Below are 17,578 nucleotides of genomic sequence, written 5' to 3'. Positions count from 1 at the left end.
TGCGGGTAGCGGCAGGCGAAACGATTCCGGCCTAGGCTGCTTTGCGTGGTAGAGGTCAACGTGGAACCCGTACCGACCGAGGCGAGCATCCGCCGCGCACTGCGCCGCGCCGCTGACGGTAAAGCGATCGACGTGGATGAGGCCGTGGCGCTGCTCACGGCCCGTGACGAACAGTTCGACGAGCTGCTGGCGATCGCCGGCGGCATCCGGGACGCGGGTCTGCGCGAGGCGGGGCGGCCGGGCGTCGTCACGTACTCCCGCAAGGTCTTCATTCCGTTGACCCGGCTCTGCCGGGACCGGTGCCACTACTGCACGTTCGCCACCGTGCCGCACAAGCTGCCGGCGCCGTTCCTGGAGCGCGACGAGGTCCTGGAGATCGCGCGGCAGGGCGCGGCGCAGGGTTGCAAGGAGGCGCTGTTCACCCTCGGCGACCGGCCCGAGGAGCGGTGGCCGGCGGCGCGGCAGTGGCTCGACGAGCGGGGGTATGACTCGACCCTCGACTACGTGCGTGCCTGCGCGATCGCCGTGCTGGAGGAGACCGGCCTGCTCCCGCACCTCAACCCCGGGGTGATGAGCTGGGCCGAGCTGCAGCGGCTCAAGCCGGTCGCGCCGAGCATGGGCATGATGCTGGAGACCACCGCCACCCGGCTCTGGTCGGAGAAGGGCGGGCCGCACTACGGCTCGCCGGACAAGGAGCCCGCGGTCCGGCTGCGGGTGCTCGACGACGCCGGCCGGGTCGGTGTGCCGTTCACCACCGGCATTCTGATCGGCATCGGGGAAAATCTGACCGAGCGGGTCGACTCGCTCTTCGCGATCCGGCGGACGGCCCGGGAGTTCGGGCACATCCAAGAGGTGATCGTGCAGAATTTCCGTGCCAAGCCGGACACGGCGATGCGCGGGATGCCCGACGCGGAGCTGCGCGAGCTGGCCGCCACGGTGGCGGTGGCCCGGATCATCATGGGCCCGCGGGCCCGCATCCAGGCCCCGCCGAACCTGATCGACGACGAGTTCGCGCTGCTGCTGCGGGCTGGGATCGACGACTGGGGCGGCGTCTCCCCGGTGACACCCGATCACGTGAATCCGGAGCGCCCGTGGCCGCAGATCGACCTTCTCGCCGAAAAGACGGAGAAGTCCGGGTTCATCCTTCAGGAGCGGCTCACCATCTACCCGGAATATGTCCGTCGTGGTGACGAGGGCTGGCTGGACCCGCGCCTCAAGACCCACGTAGCGGCGCTGGCGGAGGAGACCGGCCTCGCAAGGATGGACAAGAACCCCGTGGGGCTGCCTTGGCAGGAGCCCGACGACGCCTTCGGCGGCGGCCGCACCGACCTCTTCAAGAGCATCGACGAGGAGGGGCGTACCGAGGACCGGCGCTCCGACTTCGACCACGTCTACGGCGACTGGGCCGAGGTCGCGGCACACGTCCGCAGCGCCCCGGCGAGCATGCCCACCGACGTGGTGGCGGCGCTCAAGCTGGCCTCGGAGGACCCGGCCACCCTGCTCCTGGAGCAGCACGAGGACAAGGCGATGGCGCTGTTCAACGCCGACGGCCCGGCCCTCGACGAGCTCGCCCGGATCGCCGACGACCTGCGGAAACAGGTCAACGGCGACGACATCACGTACGTGGTGAACCGCAACATCAACTTCTCGAACGTCTGTTACGTCGGCTGCCGGTTCTGCGCGTTCGCCCAGCGGGAGAAGGACGCCGACGCGTACCGGCTGTCGGTGGAGCAGGTCGCCGACCGGGCCGAGGAGGCCTGGCGGGACGGGGCGTCCGAGGTGTGCATGCAGGGCGGCATCGACCCCAAGATGCCGGTCACCGCGTATGCCGACCTGGTTCGCGCGGTCAAGCAGCGGGTTCCCGGGATGCACGTCCACGCGTACTCCCCGATGGAGATCGTCACCGCCTCGGCGAAGGCCGGGGTGTCGCTGCGGGAGTGGCTGACCGATCTGAAGGAGGCCGGCCTCGGCACCATCCCGGGCACCGCCGCCGAGATCCTCGACGACGACGTGCGCTGGGTGCTGACCAAGGGCAAGCTGCCCACGTCGACCTGGGTGGACGTGGTGACCACCGCGCACCAGGTGGGCATCCGCTCCAGTTCGACCATGATGTACGGCCACGTCGACCACCCGCGCCAGTGGCTGGGCCACTTCCGGGTGCTCGCCGGCATCCAGGACGTCACGGGCGGCTTCACCGAGTTCGTCGCGCTGCCGTTCATCCACACGAACGCGCCGATCTACCTGGCCGGCATCGCCCGCCCCGGTCCGACCTGGAGGGAGAACCGGGTCGTGCACGCGATGGCCCGGGTGCTGCTGCACGGCCGGATCGACAACATCCAGTGCTCCTGGGTGAAACTCGGCGACGAGGGTACCCGCGTGATGCTCAACGGCGGTTGTAATGACCTGGGGGGCACTCTCATGGAGGAGACGATCTCGAGGATGGCCGGGTCGGAGCACGGTTCGGCCCGGACGGTCGCGGAGTTGAAGGAGCTGGCGGCCGCCGCGGGCCGTCCGGCTGTGGAACGCACCACGGTGTACGGACGTCGCTGACGGGGCACATGATCCATTCGGCGGACCCGGGTAGGGGGACCCGCTGCCTCTTAGTCACGAATCGGGTTAAATTGGACGCGGGGGCCCGGCTTCGCGTTACCTTCCGGCAGCTTGGAGCGATAGGGCTGGAACAGGCCTGTGATCTGCTCTCCAGGGGTGCGGAAACGGGCCCATTTAGCAGGTTCGGCTTGACGACGCACGTCTTACACGCGTGTAATTTTGGTGGGGTTGTGGGGACGATGTGGCACAAAGGCGTCGTACCCACAAAAACACGCCGCGTGCGTGGGGGGTCAGCGCCGGCTTTCGTGCCGGCGCGGAATTTGGAGGCACGCCGATGGAAGCGACGCAGGTTGAAGGGGTAGACCTGCTCGGGGACGCGCCCGAGTGGCAGGAGCGGGCGCTGTGTTCACAGACCGATCCCGAGGCTTTCTTCCCTGAGAAGGGCGGCTCGACGCGCGAGGCGAAGCGCATCTGCGGCCGCTGTGATGTGAAAGCCGAGTGCCTGGAATATGCGCTCGGTCACGACGAGCGTTTCGGGATCTGGGGTGGACTGTCCGAACGTGAACGTCGCAAGTTGAAACGACGAGTGGCCTGAGTAAACGCTAGGCCAGCTCGTCGGGATCCACCCCGAGCAGGTTGGCAACCTGCTCGATGATCACGTCGTGGACGAGGTCGGCGAGGTCCTCCCGATCCATCGCCCGGAACTCCAGCGGGCGGCGGTAGAGCACGATCCGCGGCGGCAGCTCATGTCGCCCCGGGCGGCCCGGCAGCAGCCGGGCCAGGGGCACCTCGCCGTCCTCGAGCACGTCCGAGTCGTAGACGTTCAGCTCCGGAGGCACGTCCTCGACGGCGAACTCCACGCCGGCCAGCTCCTTGGCATAGCGGCGCTCCAGGCTCTCCACGGTGTCCAGCACCAGGTCGTCGAAGATCTCCGCCTTGGTGCGGGCCAGCGGCACGGTCGCCGGGACCAGACGGCCGCGCAGGCCGCGCCCGTGCCGATCCCGGCGCGCGGGCCGGCCCGGTCCGGGGCTGCGGGTCGCCTTGCCATCCGTCCGGCGGCGTTCGGGACTGGTGGTCACGCGGCCAGCGTAGCCCCACTCGGCCGACGGTCGTGCTCAGCCCGTAGTCATCGTGTGTCCGTGCCGTTGATTCGCCCCATCGGGTCGGCGTGTTCAACGACCATCGCCGAATCGTGATACGCCCGGGTCGGCGTGTCGCGAGGCAACACGACCCAGAATCGCGAACGGGGAGATAAGTTGCCGCCGTGAGGTCACCACGGCGCTGCTCCCGGAACGGCTGTCCCCGACAGGCGGTCGCCACCCTGACCTACGTCTACGGCGATTCCACGGCCGTCGTGGGCCCCCTGGCGGCGTTCGCCGAACCCCACACGTACGACCTGTGCGAGACGCACGCCCGCAGCCTCACCGCCCCCCGAGGCTGGGAGCTCGTCCGCCACGACGGCGACTTCGCACCCCCACCCCCCACCACCGACGATCTGGTGGCCCTCGCCGAGGCCGTCCGCGAGGCGGCCCGGCCGGTCCCGCCGCGCCCGGATGACACCGATCACACCCCGGGCCACCAGACCGGCCGCCGCGGTCATCTCCGGGTGATCCCGCCCTCGCACTGAAAAATCCCGCAGCGGTACGGGCCGCCCCGCCCTCAATCGCACTCGGCCCGTTCCCGGGCCACCCCGCGACGTCCGCGGCCCGTCCGGCCCGTCAGCGCGCCTCTCGGGCGAAAGCGTCCCCCCACCGAACCCCCGGGCGGCCTCACGTGACAGCCCCGAGGGCAGCCGCCCTGTCGTGAGGGCTGCCCCCGGCCCTGCGACAGCTCTGGCGGCCGGGTCGGAGCCGGCCGCCAGAGTTTGTTCGGGGGTGTGGCCCCGGATCGGGGGCCGGCCGGGGTCAGGTCAGGGCTACCAGCTGGAAGCGCTTGCGGAGCCAGGGGATGAGCTCGCGGTAGGCGTCGATGGTGGCCGGCTGCGCGTAGTCGTGGGAGAGGACGATCGCGCCCGGGTGCGTGTTCCGTTTCACCGACCGGATGATCTTGTCCCGGTGCGAGTTGTTGGACTCGGTCTCCTTCTGGTCCCAGTCGCGAGGGTCGACCTTCCAGTAGATCGAGTGCATGCCCATCTCGGCGGAGATCTTGACCAGGGCCGGTGTGAAGTTGCCGCCCGGCGCCCGCATGTAGCGGATCTTCGCGTCCGGCACGGCCGCGCGGATGGCGGCGTTGGTGCGCTCCAGGTCGGCGCGGATCGCGTGGTGGGAGCGCTTGCCCAGCTTGAGGTCGTGGTCCCACGAGTGGTTGCAGAAGCTGTGACCGCCCTTGGCGATCGCGCGCACCATGTCGGGGTGGCGGCGCGCCTCGGTCCCGACCAGGCAGAAGGTCGCCTTCACCTTCTCCTTGGCGAGGAGTTTCAGCAGTTTCGGCGTGAGATCCGGGTCGGGCCCGTCGTCGAAGGTGAGCGCGACGCCCTTGGACCCGGTCGTCAGCAGGCTCCCGGCGGGCCCGGTCCTGCCCTTCGGCTTGACGATCGGAACGCTCTCGGTGCGTTCCTTCGACGGTTTCGGCGCGGGCTTGGCCGGCGCCGCCGCCGGTGCGGATGCCGATGGCGCGGGCGCGGCGCCGGACGGTGCGACGCTCGGCGTCGGCTGTGCGGTGACGGTCGCCGCGGTCGCCTGGCCGACGAGTCCCGTCATGATCAGCGCGACGCTGATCGCGAAGGCCTTCCGGGTGTGCGACAGCCGTATCAAGAGACCTCCCCAGGTCGGTGGTGCGCCTGCCGACGATGCCTCGAATCGCAGCCGGTCGCCACCACCACATGTTCGTTTGGCGCGAATCCGGTAATGCGTCAAGTTTGGCCGCAGTTGGATCGCGCTTCACCGATGGGGTCGGTCACGGTGGTAAATGTCTCGAATGTCTACCCAGGCGGTGGGCGGGGCCGGCACGACCCCGCCCACGAACGGATTAGCCCAGTTCCGCCAGCTCCTGCGGGGTGAGCAGGCGGGAGCGGATGAGGAACCGGACGCCCTCGGGCGCCTCCAGCGAGAAGCCGGAGCCGCGGCCGGGGACCACGTCCACCGTCAGGTGCGTGTGTTTCCAGAGTTCGAACTGACTGGCCGACATCCAGAACGTGATGGGCTCCGGCACCCCCTCGATGGCCAGAGACTGCAAGAGCACGTCGGATCCGCCGGTACGGAACTCGCCCTCCGGGTAACACATCGGCGAGCTGCCGTCACAGCAGCCGCCGGACTGGTGGAACATCAGTGGCCCGTGCTGACCCCGCAGCTGCCGCATCATGGCGGCGGCCGCGGGGGTCACGTCAACCCTCGTCGCGACCATCGCCTAGAAGAAGCCGAGAGCCTTGGGCGAGTAACTGACCAGCAGGTTCTTCGTCTGCTGGTAGTGGTCGAGCATCATCCGGTGGTTCTCCCGCCCGATGCCGGACTGCTTGTAGCCGCCGAACGCCGCGTGCGCCGGGTAGAGGTGGTAGCAGTTCGTCCACACCCGTCCGGCCTTGATCGCCCGTCCGGCCCGGTACGCCTGGTTCCCGTCCCGTGTCCACACGCCGGCGCCCAGCCCGTACAGCGTGTCGTTGGCGATTGTGATCGCGTCGTCGAAGTCGCCGAACGGCGTGACCGAGACCACCGGCCCGAAGATCTCCTCCTGGAAGATCCGCATGTTGTTGCGGCCCTCGAAGATCGTCGGCTGCACGTAGTAGCCGCCGGCCAGGTCGCCGGGCATCTCCGCCTTGGCCCCGCCGACCAGGGCACGCGCGCCCTCCTGCCGGCCGATGTCCAGGTACGAGAGGATCTTCTCCAGCTGGTCGTTGGAGGCCTGCGCGCCGACCTGGGTGTCGGTGTCGAGGGGGTTGCCCTGCTTGAGGTTCTCCACCCGTTTCACACCGGCGGCCAGGAAGTCCGAGTAGTGGCCCTGCTGGATCAGCGCGCGGGACGGGCAGGTGCACACCTCGCCCTGGTTGAGCGCGAACATCGCGAAGCCCTCGAGCGCCTTGTCGAAGAAGTCGTCGTCGGCCCGGCTGACGTCCTCGAAGAAGATGTTCGGGCTCTTGCCGCCCAGCTCCAGGGTGACCGGGATCAGGTTCTCCGAGGCGTACTGCATGATCAGGCGGCCGGTGGTGGTCTCGCCGGTGAACGCGACCTTGGCCACCCGGTTCGAGCTGGCCAGCGGCTTGCCCGCCTCGACGCCGAAGCCGTTGACGATGTTCACCACACCGGCCGGGATCAGGTCGCCGATCAGCGAGAACAGGTAGTGGATCGAGGCCGGGGTCTGCTCGGCCGGCTTGAGCACGACCGCGTTGCCGGCGGCCAGGGCGGGGGCCAGTTTCCAGACCGCCATCAGGATCGGGAAGTTCCACGGGATGATCTGCGCGACCACGCCGAGCGGCTCGTGGAAGTGGTAGGCGACGGTGTCCTCGTCCAGCTCGCCCGCACTGCCCTCCTGCGCGCGGATGGCGCCGGCGAAGTAGCGGAAGTGGTCGATCGCCAGCGGGATGTCGGCGGCCAGCGTCTCGCGTACCGCCTTGCCGTTCTCCCAGGCCTCGGCGACGGCGAGCTTCTCGAGGTTCTGCTCCATCCGGTCGGCGATCCGGTTGAGGATGTTGGCCCGCTCGGTGGGAGAGGTGCGGCCCCAGCCGGGAGCTGCGGCGTGTGCCGCGTCCAGGGCCTTCTCCACGTCCTCGGCGGTGCCGCGGGCGACCTCGGTGAAGATCTGCCCGGTCACCGGGGACGGGTTGGTGAAGTACTGGCCCTTGGCCGGCGGGACGTACTCGCCACCGATGTAGTGGTCGTAGCGGGACTGGTAGCTGACGATCGAGCCCTCGGAACCGGGCGGGGTATAGATGGTCACGGTCTCGCCTCCTCGTTTCGGCGGACCTTAGTTACGGCTACGTTGCAGCAACGTTGCACGCGTATTCACGGGTCAGCACGGCGACCCGGCGGGCGGCGACCGGGTCGGCCGGGGCCAGCGTGGCGTACGCCTCCCAGAGATCCAGGTCGTCACTGCCCCACGTGCTGTTCAACCAGGTCTGGAGCATCCGCCGGTCGCCCGAGGCCAGGATCGCGGTGCGCAGCCGGTGATCCAGCAGCCGCCGCAGCCGCACCACGCCGGGCGCGTCCGACCCGGGCAGCAGCGGTCCCGGATAGGCATCCAGGGCCTCGGCCGTACGTCCCGCGTCCAGCAGCCGCGCCACCAGCCCGAAGTCGGTCTCCAGCGCGGTCCGCAGCCGGTAGGGACGGGAGTCGAGCAGCTCCGGGCCGAGGATGCGGCGCAGCCGGGACAGCTCGGCGCGGATCGTCACCGGGTTCACGTCGTCGCCGTACAACTCGATGCCCAGCTGGTCCCCGGTGCGCCCCTCCGGATAGACGGTGAGCAGCGCCAACAGTTCGGAGTGGCGGCGGCCGAGACGCACCTGCCGGCCGTTCACCGCGAGGCGGGCCTCGTCCCGGCCGAGTGCCGCGACATGCGGTTGGCGCACGACCGGTTCGACCGTGCGGAGGTACGCCTCGGCGGCCAGCGCCGTGGCCCGGACCAGGGCGAGACTGTGCGGATTGGCCAGATGGTCCCCGCCGGTGACGTCGATCGCCCCGAGCAGCCGGCCGGTGCCGGGATCGTGCACCGGGGCCGCCGCGCACGTCCACCGCTGCACCGGATGGCTGAAGTGCTCGGTCGCGAAGATCTGCAGCGCGTGGTCGACGGCCAGCGCGGTGCCCGGCGCGTTCGTCCCGGCGTGCGCCTCGTCCCAGCGGGCGCCGGGCACGAAGTTCATCGCGGCGGCGCTGCGCAGCGTGGCCGGATGCCCCTCGACCCAGAGCAGCCGGCCGTTGGCGTCACAGACCGCCATCATGTGGTCGCCGTCCTCGGCGAGGCCGCCCAGCAGGTCCCGGAAGATCGGCATGACCCGGGCCAGCGGATGTGCCGACCGGTACGCCTCCAGATCGGCGTCCGCCAGGTCGATCGGCGCCGTGCTGTCCGCCCCGATGAACGCGGCGGAGCGGGCCCACGAGTCGGCCACCACCGGGCGCAGGCGATCCGGCTGGCGCTCCCCGGCCAGGAACCTCTCGTGGGCACGGCCGATCAGCCGGATCCGCTCGGCGGGGTCGTCTCCGGGGGTCAGCGCGAGCCACGGGTTCACCGGCAGCACCTCCAGCCCCCATCGTGACCCGCGTCACGGCTGGTGACAACAGTCCCTATGCTGCGGGCCGTGCAGCCGTGGCCGCGTACCGAAGAAGAAGCCCTCGCCGTGCAGGACGCCTTGCGTTCCCGCGTCGTCCTCGACGACGGCCCGGAGTCGCCGGCGACCGTCGCGGGCCTGGACGTGGCCTACGCGGACGACGACTCGCGTCTCGCCGCGGCGGTGGTCGTGCTGAACACCGCCGATCTCTCGGTCGTCGACACCGCCGTGGTCCGCGGGGCGCCGGCCTTCCCGTACGTCCCGGGGCTGTTCGCCTTCCGCGAGGTGCCGGCGCTGCTGGCGGCACTCGAACGGCTGACCGTGCGGCCCGGCGTGCTGATCTGCGACGGGCACGGCCTGGCCCATCCGCGCCGCTTCGGCCTCGCCGCCCACCTCGGCGTGCTCACCGATCTCCCGTCGTTCGGCGTCGGGAAGACCCGGCTGGTGGGAGACTGGGAGCCGGTCGGCGAACCGCGGGGCTCACGATCCGCGCTCGTCGACGCGGGGGAGACGGTCGGCGCCGTACTGCGTACCCAGACCGGGGTGAAGCCGGTCTTCGTCTCCGTCGGCCACCGGATCGGCCTGGACCGCGCCTGTGCGCTGACGTTGCGCCTGGCCCCGCGTTTCCGCCTGCCGGAGACCACGAGGGTTGCGGACCGTGCATGCCGGGATTCCCTGAGTTAATCGCCCGGCAGCGCGGTTAAAACATGGGGGTACCAGGCACTCCGCTACCCTCGGGGCCAAAGGGGACTTTCCTGAGGAGTGAGCAGTGTCTGATCTGTCGCAGATCATCAAGGCGTACGACGTACGGGGAACCGTCCCGGACCAGTTCAACGAGACGGTGGCCCGGGCGATCGGCACGGCGTTCGTCGAGATGTTGCGCGAGTCCGGTGACGAGCCGGACCAGATCGTGATCGGCCACGACATGCGGGAGTCGGGTCCCAGCCTGGCCGCCGCCTTCGCCAACGGGGCCAACGCCGCCGGCGCCGCCGTGATCAACATCGGGCTGGCCTCGACCGACCAGCTGTACTACGCCTCCGGCGCGCTGAACCTGCCGGGCGCGATGTTCACCGCCAGCCACAACCCCGCGCAGTACAACGGGATCAAGCTGTGCCGGGCCGGCGCCCGCCCGGTCGGCCAGGACAGCGGCCTCGCCGTGGTCCGGCAGCGCGCCCAGCAGCTGCTCGCCGATCTGAACGCGGAGGCCGACGGCCCGTCCCGGGTCGAGCAGCGTGACGTCCTCAAGGACTACGCGGCTCACCTGCGCTCGCTCGTCGACCTGTCCGGCATCCGGCCGCTCAAGGTGATCGTCGACGCCGGCAACGGCATGGGCGGTTACACCGTCCCGGCCGTCCTCGGCGACCAGGTGCTGCCCGCCCTGCCGCTGACCATCGCGCCGCTCTTCTTCGAGCTGGACGGCTCGTTCCCCAACCACGAGGCCAACCCGCTCGACCCGAAGAACCTGGTCGACCTGCAGAATGCGGTCCGTGAGCAGGGCGCCGACATCGGCCTGGCCTTCGACGGCGACGCCGACCGCTGCTTCGTCATCGACGAGAACGGCGACCCGGTCTCGCCGTCCGCGATCACCGCGCTGGTGGCGAGCCGTGAGCTGGCCAAGTTCCCGGGCAGCACGATCATCCACAACCTGATCACCTCGGCCGCGGTGCCGGAGATCATCACCGAGAACGGCGGGAAGCCGGTCCGCAGCCGGGTCGGCCACTCGTTCATCAAGGCCGAGATGGCGTCCACCAACGCGGTCTTCGGCGGCGAGCACTCGGCGCACTACTACTTCCGCGACTTCTGGTTCGCCGACACCGGCATGCTCGCCGCCATGCACGTGCTCGCCGCGCTCGGTGGCCAGGAGCAGCCCCTGTCGGAGTACGCCGCGGAGTACGAGCGGTACGTCGCCTCCGGTGAGATCAACTCCACGGTGGCCGACGCGACCGCCAAGATCGCCGAGGTGCGGGCCGCGTTCCCGGACGCCTCGGTGGACGACCTGGACGGCATGACGTTCCAGGTCGGCGACGGTGCCTGGTTCAACCTGCGGGCGTCCAACACGGAGCCGCTCCTGCGGCTCAACGTGGAGGCTCCCGACGCGGACCGGATGGCAAAGCTACGTGACGAGGTCCTGGCCATCGTTCGTGGATAGGATCGCCACGACCGGAGTTCTTTCGCGGCGATTAGGAGTAACTCGGTGGCGCTCGATCAGCAGTTGCTGGAGATTCTGGCCTGCCCGGACACCCATCACGCGCCCCTCGAGCACGACGCCGGCGCGCAGACGCTGACGTGCACCGAGTGCGGCCGGATCTTCGAGATCCGCGACGACATCCCGATCCTGCTCCTCGACGAGGCGCGGGAGCCGGGGTCGCCGGCCGCTTCCGGCCCGGCGGGTCCGGCCGGTTCGCCGGACGCCGCCGGTTCGTCGGACGATTCCGTCGAGGGGTCGAACTGATGGCCGCGCCACGGGGTGGCTCCGCCGGGGTCAACGGGCACCGGATCGCCGACGAGTCGCTGCTCAACGACGAGAAGTCGATGCTCGCCAACGACCCGGGCGGCATGCTCCGGGCCACCGCCTCGGCGGGCGCGCAGGTGCGTGAGGCTGCGGCGCTGGCCTCCGAGGTCGACCTGAGCATGCTCGCCGACGAGGGCCGGCCGCGTGCCGTCGTGGTCGCCGGCATCGGCACCGCCGGTCTGACCGGCAGCATCCTGTCCACGGTCGCCGGCCCGCGGTGCCCGGTGCCGATCATCGGGCACCGCAGCGCTGGTGTGCCCGGCTGGGTCGGCGCGGCCGATGTGGTGATCGCGGTCTCCGCGTCCGGCCGCAGCCCCGAGGCGCTGGCCGCGGCCGAGGCCGCCGCCCGCCGCGGCGCCCGCCTGGTCGCCATCGGCAACCCCGGCTCCGACCTGGAGGCGCTGGCCGAGCGGGCCCGTGCCCCGTTCATCGGGGTGCCGCGCCGCGCCCCGGCCCGGGCGACGCTCTGGGGCCTGACCATCCCGGTGCTCTTCGCCGGCCGGGCGCTGGGCATCGCCAAGCTGGCCGAGGCGGACATCGCCGAGACCGCCACCCGGCTCGACGCCGACGCCGAGCGCTGCCGTCCGGGCGCCGACTCGTTCGTCAACCCGGCCAAGGAGCTGGCGCTCGGCCTGGCCGGCTCGGTGCCGATCGTCTGGGGCTCGTCGCCGCTGGCCACGGTCGCCGCCCGCCGGTTCGCCGACACGCTGGCCGCCAACGCCCGCTACCCGGTGATGGCCGGTGCGCTCGGTGAGGCCGGTCGTGGCCGGGTCGGCCTGCTCGACGGCGTGTTCGGTGGTCTGGCGGAGACGACGCGTGACATCTTCGCCGACCCCGACGACCACGACGAGACGCTCACCCGCCTGCGGCTCGTGGTCTTCCGCGACGGCGGCCTCAACCCCGAGGACGACGCGGACGAGCCGGTGGCCGTGGAGGAGCGCCGGGCCGACGCCATCCAGACCATCGCCGACCGGCGCGGGGTCCGCTGCGACGTGCTGACCGCCGAGGGCGGCTCCACCCTGGAGCGGCTCGCCTCGCTGGTCGCGGTGCCCGACTACGCCTCCCTCTACCTGGCCCTGGCCCACGGCCTGGACCCGATGGCGGTGCCGGCGATCAGTGAGATGAAGGAGCTCGCCAACCCCCTGCCCGAGGGGTTGTGAGCCTGGAAGCCCGGCCGTAACCGGCGCGACCCCCGGGTCGCGCCGGTTAGCTGCTACTTTGCCGGGTATGACCGTGTATCCCTTGACCGGAGTCATCCGGCCGTATGCCTGGGGTTCCCGGACCGCGATCGCCGACCTGCAGGGCCGTCCCGCCAGCGACGGGCCCGAGGCGGAGCTGTGGCTCGGCGCGCACCCCGGCGACCCATCCACCGTGCCGGGCCCGGACGGGCCGGTCGACCTGGTCCAGCTGATCGGGGCGGACCCGGCCGGGCAGCTCGGCGACGACGTCGTGACGACCTTCGGGGCGCGTCTGCCGTACCTCCTGAAGGTCCTCGCGGCCGACGCCCCGCTCTCGTTGCAGGCCCATCCCGACGCGGAGTACGCCAAGGTCGCGTTCGCCCGGCAGGAGGCCGACCCGGCGGCGCCGAGGAACTACACCGACGCCTACCACAAGCCCGAGATGCTGGTGGCGCTCACGCCGTTCGAGGCGCTGTGCGGTTTCCGTGACCCGGCGGTCGCGGCCGCCGTGATCGGTGCGCTCGGCGTGGCCCGGCTGGAGCCGGTGGTGACCGCTCTGCGTGGCGGCGACCTGGCCGAGGCGGTCCGGCTGCTGCTCGCCTGGCCGGCCGGCGACCGGGCGGCCCTGATCGACGAGGTGGTCGCCGCGGCCCGCGCCATCCCGGCCGGTCACGAGCACACCGACTCCTTCACGCTCGCCACCGGCCTGGCCGCGCACTATCCGGGCGATCCCGGGGTGCTGGTCGCGCTCCTGCTCAACCTGGTGCGCCTGGCGCCGGGCGAGGCCATCTGGATGCCGGCCGGCAACCTGCACGCCTACCTCAAGGGCCTGGGCGTCGAGCTGATGGCGGCCAGCGACAACGTGCTGCGTGGCGGTCTCACCCCGAAACGCGTCGACGTCGACGAGTTGCTGCGGGTGTTGCGGTTCGAGGTCCTCGAGGACCCGCTGCTGCACGCGACCGAGCTCGAGCCCGGTGTGGAGACGTGGAGCGTGCCGGTCGGCGACTTCGTCCTCTACCGCATCGAGCTGGACGGCACCCGCCCGCCCGTCGAGGTGCCCGCCCACGGCCCGCGGATCGTCCTGTGCACGGAGGGGACCGTGTTCGCCGGCCAGAGCGAGGACGGCACCCCGGTCGAGCTGAACCCCGGAACGGCGGCCTACGTCCCGGCCTCCGCCGGCGCGATCAAGGTGGCCGGCACCGGCCGTCTCTTCGTGGCCGCCGTGCCCGGCTGAGCACCGACGTTCCCCGACGCCCCGGGGGCGGCCAGGCGCCGCCCCCGGGGCGTCTGACGTTCTCTGATGCCCCGGAGGGTGCCGCCTGGCCGCTTCCCGGGGCGTCGTCCGTTCCGGCGGAGATCGTGACGGACTGTCCAGTAGACATGCCCGAAATTTCTGCAAATAACTTGACATGGCGGTTGCAGAGTGTGAATCTAAGAGCACGCAGCGTCATTGGTGATCGGGGGGTCCCACGGACGCGCGCGGTACCAAACCGGGGGGATGAACGGGGCGGCGGGCTCAGGCCTGTCGCCCCGTTCGCTATGCCACCGCCCGGCGCGGCGGGCCTGGCAGGCCGTGTCGGGCGCGGTGGTTTCCGGGGCCGGCTGGGTCGTACCAAATCGGGGTTTTCGGGGTGAAGATCTGCATAGAGTGAACCGCTGCTTCGGCACCCACGGGGGTTCACATGACTGGCACCGACGGTGATTTCAAGGTCGCCGACCTGTCGCTGGCCGCGTTCGGCCGCAAGGAGATCGAGCTGGCCGAGCACGAGATGCCCGGCCTGATGGCGCTCCGCGAGGAGTTCGGGCCGGCGCAGCCGCTGCGCGGGGCGCGGATCACCGGGTCGCTGCACATGACGATCCAGACCGCGGTGCTGATCGAGACGCTGACCGCGCTCGGGGCACAGGTGCGCTGGGCCTCCTGCAACATCTTCTCCACGCAGGACCACGCGGCCGCGGCGATCGTGGTGGGGCGCGACGGCACCCCGGAGAAGCCGGCCGGCGTGCCGGTCTACGCCTGGAAGGGCGAGACGCTCGACGAGTACTGGTGGTGCACCGAGAAGGTGCTGCGCTGGCCGGACGGCGAGGCGCCCAACATGATCCTCGACGACGGTGGCGACGCGACGCTGCTGGTGCACAAGGGCGCTGAGTTCGAGCGGGCCGGGGCCGTGCCGTCGCCGGAGACCGCCGACTCCGAGGAGTACGCGGTGATCCTCCAGCTGCTGGGGCGGAGCCTGGCCGAGGACGACAAGCGGTGGACCCGGATCGCAGCCGGTGTCAAGGGCGTCACCGAGGAGACCACCACCGGCGTGCACCGGCTCTACGAGATGCAGCAGGCGGGGACGCTGCTGTTCCCGGCGATCAACGTGAACGACTCGGTGACGAAGTCGAAGTTCGACAACAAGTACGGCTGCCGGCACTCGCTCATCGACGGCATCAACCGGGCCACCGACGTGCTGATCGGCGGCAAGGTGGCGGTGGTCTTCGGGTACGGCGACGTCGGCAAGGGCTGTGCCGAGTCGCTGCGCGGCCAGGGCGCCCGGGTGATCGTGACCGAGGTCGACCCGATCTGCGCGCTCCAGGCCGCGATGGACGGCTATCAGGTCGCGACGATCGACGAGGTGGTGTCCTACGCCGACATCTTCGTCACGGCGACCGGCTGCTTCAACGTGATCACCCACGAGCACATGGCCCGGATGAAGCACCAGGCCATCGTCGGCAACATCGGGCACTTCGACAACGAGATCGACATGGCGGGCCTCACCCGGCGCGGCGACGTCCGGAGGATCACCATCAAGCCGCAGGTCGACGAGTGGCGGTTCGACGACGGTCACTCGATCATCGTGCTCTCCGAGGGCCGTCTGCTGAACCTCGGCAACGCCACCGGACACCCGTCGTTCGTGATGAGCAACAGCTTCTCGAACCAGACGATCGCGCAGATCGAGCTCTTCACGAAGACCGCGGAGTACCCCGTCGGGGTGTATGTGCTGCCGAAGAGACTCGACGAGAAAGTGGCCCGGCTGCACCTCGCCGCACTGGGCGTACACCTGACCGAACTGACCAAGGAGCAGGCCGCATACCTCGGGATCGCGGTCGAGGGGCCGTACAAGGCGGAGCATTACCGCTACTGAAGGTGGTGTGCAAGTTGCACCGGGGGGCCACCGCGTCGATATGGTGGGCGTCGTGGCGAGGCCGACTTCGACAGCACGCCGGGAGCTGGGCGGTGAACTGCGCCGGCTCCGCGGTGAGCGCCGTGCTGTCGACGTGGCGACCGCCCTGGGTTGGTCCGAGTCGAAACTGAGCCGGATCGAGACCGCGCACACCGGGATCAGCGAGGACGATCTGGATCGTCTGCTCACCGTCTACGGGGTCGCGATGGAGGACCGGGGGCGGCTGCGCGACCTGGCCCGGCGTGGGCGTGCCCGGGCCTGGTGGACGCCGTACCGGTCGTCGGTGCCGGATCCGTACGACGAGTATCTGGCGCTGGAGTCCGAGGCGTTCCAGATCTTCGAGTGGGAGGCCCAGGTGGTGCCGGGCCTGCTGCAGACCGACGAGTACGCCCAGGCGGTGATCGAGACCGGGGCGGACATCGACGACGAGACGATCATCGAGCGTCGTCTCGCGCTGCGGATGGGCCGGCAGACCACGATGAGCCGGGTCCCGCCGCCCACGCTGCGGATGGTGATCGACGAGGGCGTGCTGCTGCGCCAGATCGGCGGGCCGGCCGTGCAGCGGCGTCAGCTGACCCGGCTCTACGAGGCGAGCAGCCGCCCGGGGATCGAGCTGCTGATCCTCCCTTTTGAGGCCGGCGCGCACGCCGGCCTGATCGAGTCGTTCATGGTCCTGGAGTTCGCGCCCGGCACCAGGTCACCGGTGGTGCACATCGAAGGGCTGACCGGCGGCCTCTTCCGGGTGAAGCCCGAGGAGATCGACGTGTACCGCGACGCCTTCGATGACCTGCAGGAACGCGCATTGTCGCCAGAAGAGAGCCGAACGGCCATCGCTGAGACGAGGGATCGGATCGGTCGTTGACTCCTCGACGTGGGGTCCAATGGAGAGGCATTCCACGGTAAAGGGAGACGAAAATGCAGGACACCACACTGACCTGGCGCAAGAGCAGCCGCAGTGGCGCTGCCGGGCACTGTGTCGAAGTCGCGGAGGCGCCGGCCACGGTGCTGGTCCGCGACTCCAAGGACGTCACCGGCCCGGTGCTCAGCTTCGGCGCCCGGGACTGGACCGGCTTCCTCGCCGGCATCCGCGCAGGGGAGTTCGACCGGCCCGGCATGTGATCGTCGATCGCGTGCCACGGGCGGTCCCGGACCGGGGCCGCCCGTTTTTCTATCTCTGGGGGTAGGCTCCCGGGCAAGATCGGCCCCCAGGTAACGCAAAGACCGGGAGGACAGTGCAATATTGGACCGCATGAGAGCCCGGGTACTGGTCGTCGATGACGACCCAGCGTTGGCCGAGATGCTCGGCATCGTTCTGCGCAGCGAAGGCTTCCTTCCGTCTTTCGTCGCCGACGGTGAGCGGGCCCTGGCCGCCTTCCGGGAGAGCCGTCCCGACATCGTCCTGCTCGACCTGATGCTGCCGGGGATGAGCGGGATAGACGTGGCCCGCGCGATCCGCGCCGAGTCGGGCATCCCGATCGTGATGCTGACCGCCAAGAGCGACACCGTCGACGTGGTGCTCGGCCTGGAGTCCGGGGCCGACGACTACGTGGTTAAGCCGTTCAAGCCCAAGGAACTGGTCGCCCGGATGCGGGCCCGGTTGCGCCGGGGTGAGGACGCCGCGCCGGAGATGCTGACCATAGGGCCTCCGGGCAACCAGATCACCATCGACGTGCCGGCGCACACCGTGTCGCGGGACGGCGAGGAGGTGAAGCTGACGCCGCTGGAGTTCGACCTGCTGGTCGCCCTGGCCCGCAAGCCGCGTCAGGTGTTCACCCGCGAGGTGCTGCTGGAGCAGGTCTGGGGTTACCGGCACGCCGCCGACACCCGCCTGGTCAACGTGCACGTCCAGCGGCTCCGCGCCAAGATCGAGCCGGATCCGGAGCGGCCGGAGATCATCCTGACGGTCCGTGGTGTCGGCTACAAGGCGGGCACCGGCTGATCGGCCGGAGCGGCTAATCTTGCCGCGAGATGCGTGCTC

17 protein-coding genes are annotated in these 17,578 nt (G+C 70.4%); 12 read left to right on the top strand and 5 right to left on the bottom strand.

The window, feature by feature from the left end:
- Window positions 1–60: 60 nt before the first annotated feature.
- Window positions 61–2,550, top strand: a complete 2,490-nt coding sequence (locus tag BM290_RS26225; RefSeq protein ID WP_093618900.1) for a bifunctional FO biosynthesis protein CofGH — start codon at window positions 61–63, stop codon at window positions 2,548–2,550.
- A gap of 334 nt (window positions 2,551–2,884) precedes the next feature.
- The gene (locus BM290_RS26220; protein WP_093618567.1) at window positions 2,885–3,145 is read left to right on the top strand and encodes a WhiB family transcriptional regulator; all 261 of its coding nucleotides are present in this window, start codon (window positions 2,885–2,887) and stop codon (window positions 3,143–3,145) included.
- 7 nt (window positions 3,146–3,152) lie between these two features.
- Here BM290_RS26220 and BM290_RS26215 read toward each other — a convergent pair whose 3' ends face one another.
- A complete protein-coding gene (locus BM290_RS26215) occupies window positions 3,153–3,629 on the bottom strand; it encodes a metallopeptidase family protein (protein ID WP_093618566.1) in 477 nt (158 codons plus the stop codon).
- A 185-nt stretch (window positions 3,630–3,814) separates the two neighbouring features.
- Here BM290_RS26215 and BM290_RS26210 point away from each other — a divergent pair, with 185 nt between their 5' ends.
- Window positions 3,815–4,177 (top strand): DUF3499 domain-containing protein, encoded by a 363-nt coding sequence (locus BM290_RS26210; protein ID WP_093618565.1) that lies wholly within the window; start codon window positions 3,815–3,817, stop codon window positions 4,175–4,177.
- Between the two features lie 277 nt (window positions 4,178–4,454).
- Here the strand turns inward: BM290_RS26210 and BM290_RS26205 are convergent, their stop codons facing one another.
- The 4 genes from BM290_RS26205 to BM290_RS26190 form a co-directional block, all read right to left on the bottom strand.
- Complete coding sequence (locus BM290_RS26205; RefSeq protein ID WP_239143727.1) at window positions 4,455–5,303, bottom strand: polysaccharide deacetylase family protein; 849 nt, start codon at window positions 5,301–5,303, stop codon at window positions 4,455–4,457.
- A 214-nt stretch (window positions 5,304–5,517) separates the two neighbouring features.
- Window positions 5,518–5,892, bottom strand: a complete 375-nt coding sequence (locus tag BM290_RS26200) for a DUF779 domain-containing protein (protein ID WP_093618564.1) — start codon at window positions 5,890–5,892, stop codon at window positions 5,518–5,520.
- A 3-nt stretch (window positions 5,893–5,895) separates the two neighbouring features.
- Window positions 5,896–7,419: an acetaldehyde dehydrogenase ExaC gene (exaC, locus tag BM290_RS26195; RefSeq protein ID WP_093618563.1), complete on the bottom strand. Its 1,524-nt coding sequence runs from the start codon at window positions 7,417–7,419 to the stop codon at window positions 5,896–5,898.
- A 37-nt stretch (window positions 7,420–7,456) separates the two neighbouring features.
- A complete protein-coding gene (locus tag BM290_RS26190; RefSeq protein WP_093618898.1) occupies window positions 7,457–8,704 on the bottom strand; it encodes a GAF domain-containing protein in 1,248 nt (415 codons plus the stop codon).
- Between the two features lie 57 nt (window positions 8,705–8,761).
- Between BM290_RS26190 and nfi the strand changes: the two genes are divergently transcribed.
- From nfi to mtrA, 9 genes are all read left to right on the top strand, one after another.
- Window positions 8,762–9,427 carry a deoxyribonuclease V gene (nfi, locus tag BM290_RS26185; protein ID WP_093618562.1) on the top strand — a complete coding sequence of 222 codons (666 nt, stop codon included), beginning with the start codon at window positions 8,762–8,764 and terminating at the stop codon, window positions 9,425–9,427.
- Between the two features lie 85 nt (window positions 9,428–9,512).
- Window positions 9,513–10,892 (top strand): phosphomannomutase/phosphoglucomutase, encoded by a 1,380-nt coding sequence (locus tag BM290_RS26180; RefSeq protein WP_093618561.1) that lies wholly within the window; start codon window positions 9,513–9,515, stop codon window positions 10,890–10,892.
- Between the two features lie 45 nt (window positions 10,893–10,937).
- Entirely contained in the window at window positions 10,938–11,195 is a 258-nt protein-coding gene (locus BM290_RS26175) for a Trm112 family protein (RefSeq protein ID WP_093618560.1), read from the top strand.
- Window positions 11,195–12,415: an SIS domain-containing protein gene (locus BM290_RS26170; protein ID WP_093618559.1), complete on the top strand. Its 1,221-nt coding sequence runs from the start codon at window positions 11,195–11,197 to the stop codon at window positions 12,413–12,415. The genes BM290_RS26175 and BM290_RS26170 overlap by 1 nt, the downstream gene beginning before the upstream one ends.
- Window positions 12,416–12,482: 67 nt before the next feature.
- Window positions 12,483–13,667 (top strand): mannose-6-phosphate isomerase, class I, encoded by a 1,185-nt coding sequence (gene manA / locus BM290_RS26165; RefSeq protein ID WP_373871081.1) that lies wholly within the window; start codon window positions 12,483–12,485, stop codon window positions 13,665–13,667.
- 448 nt (window positions 13,668–14,115) lie between these two features.
- Window positions 14,116–15,561 carry an adenosylhomocysteinase gene (gene ahcY, locus BM290_RS26160; protein WP_093618558.1) on the top strand — a complete coding sequence of 482 codons (1,446 nt, stop codon included), beginning with the start codon at window positions 14,116–14,118 and terminating at the stop codon, window positions 15,559–15,561.
- Between the two features lie 52 nt (window positions 15,562–15,613).
- The gene (locus BM290_RS26155) at window positions 15,614–16,462 is read left to right on the top strand and encodes a helix-turn-helix domain-containing protein (RefSeq protein ID WP_093618896.1); all 849 of its coding nucleotides are present in this window, start codon (window positions 15,614–15,616) and stop codon (window positions 16,460–16,462) included.
- A gap of 53 nt (window positions 16,463–16,515) precedes the next feature.
- Window positions 16,516–16,719 carry a DUF397 domain-containing protein gene (locus tag BM290_RS26150; protein ID WP_093618557.1) on the top strand — a complete coding sequence of 68 codons (204 nt, stop codon included), beginning with the start codon at window positions 16,516–16,518 and terminating at the stop codon, window positions 16,717–16,719.
- A gap of 130 nt (window positions 16,720–16,849) precedes the next feature.
- Window positions 16,850–17,539 carry an MtrAB system response regulator MtrA gene (gene mtrA, locus BM290_RS26145; protein WP_089293161.1) on the top strand — a complete coding sequence of 230 codons (690 nt, stop codon included), beginning with the start codon at window positions 16,850–16,852 and terminating at the stop codon, window positions 17,537–17,539.
- Window positions 17,540–17,578: the final 39 nt, after the last annotated feature.

The sequence above is a fragment of the Actinoplanes philippinensis genome, from assembly GCF_900113015.1.
Classification (GTDB): Bacteria; Actinomycetota; Actinomycetes; order Mycobacteriales; family Micromonosporaceae; genus Actinoplanes; species Actinoplanes philippinensis.
The sequence above is the reverse complement of the archived record's forward strand: the minus strand, read 5'-3'. Positions and strand labels throughout refer to the sequence as shown.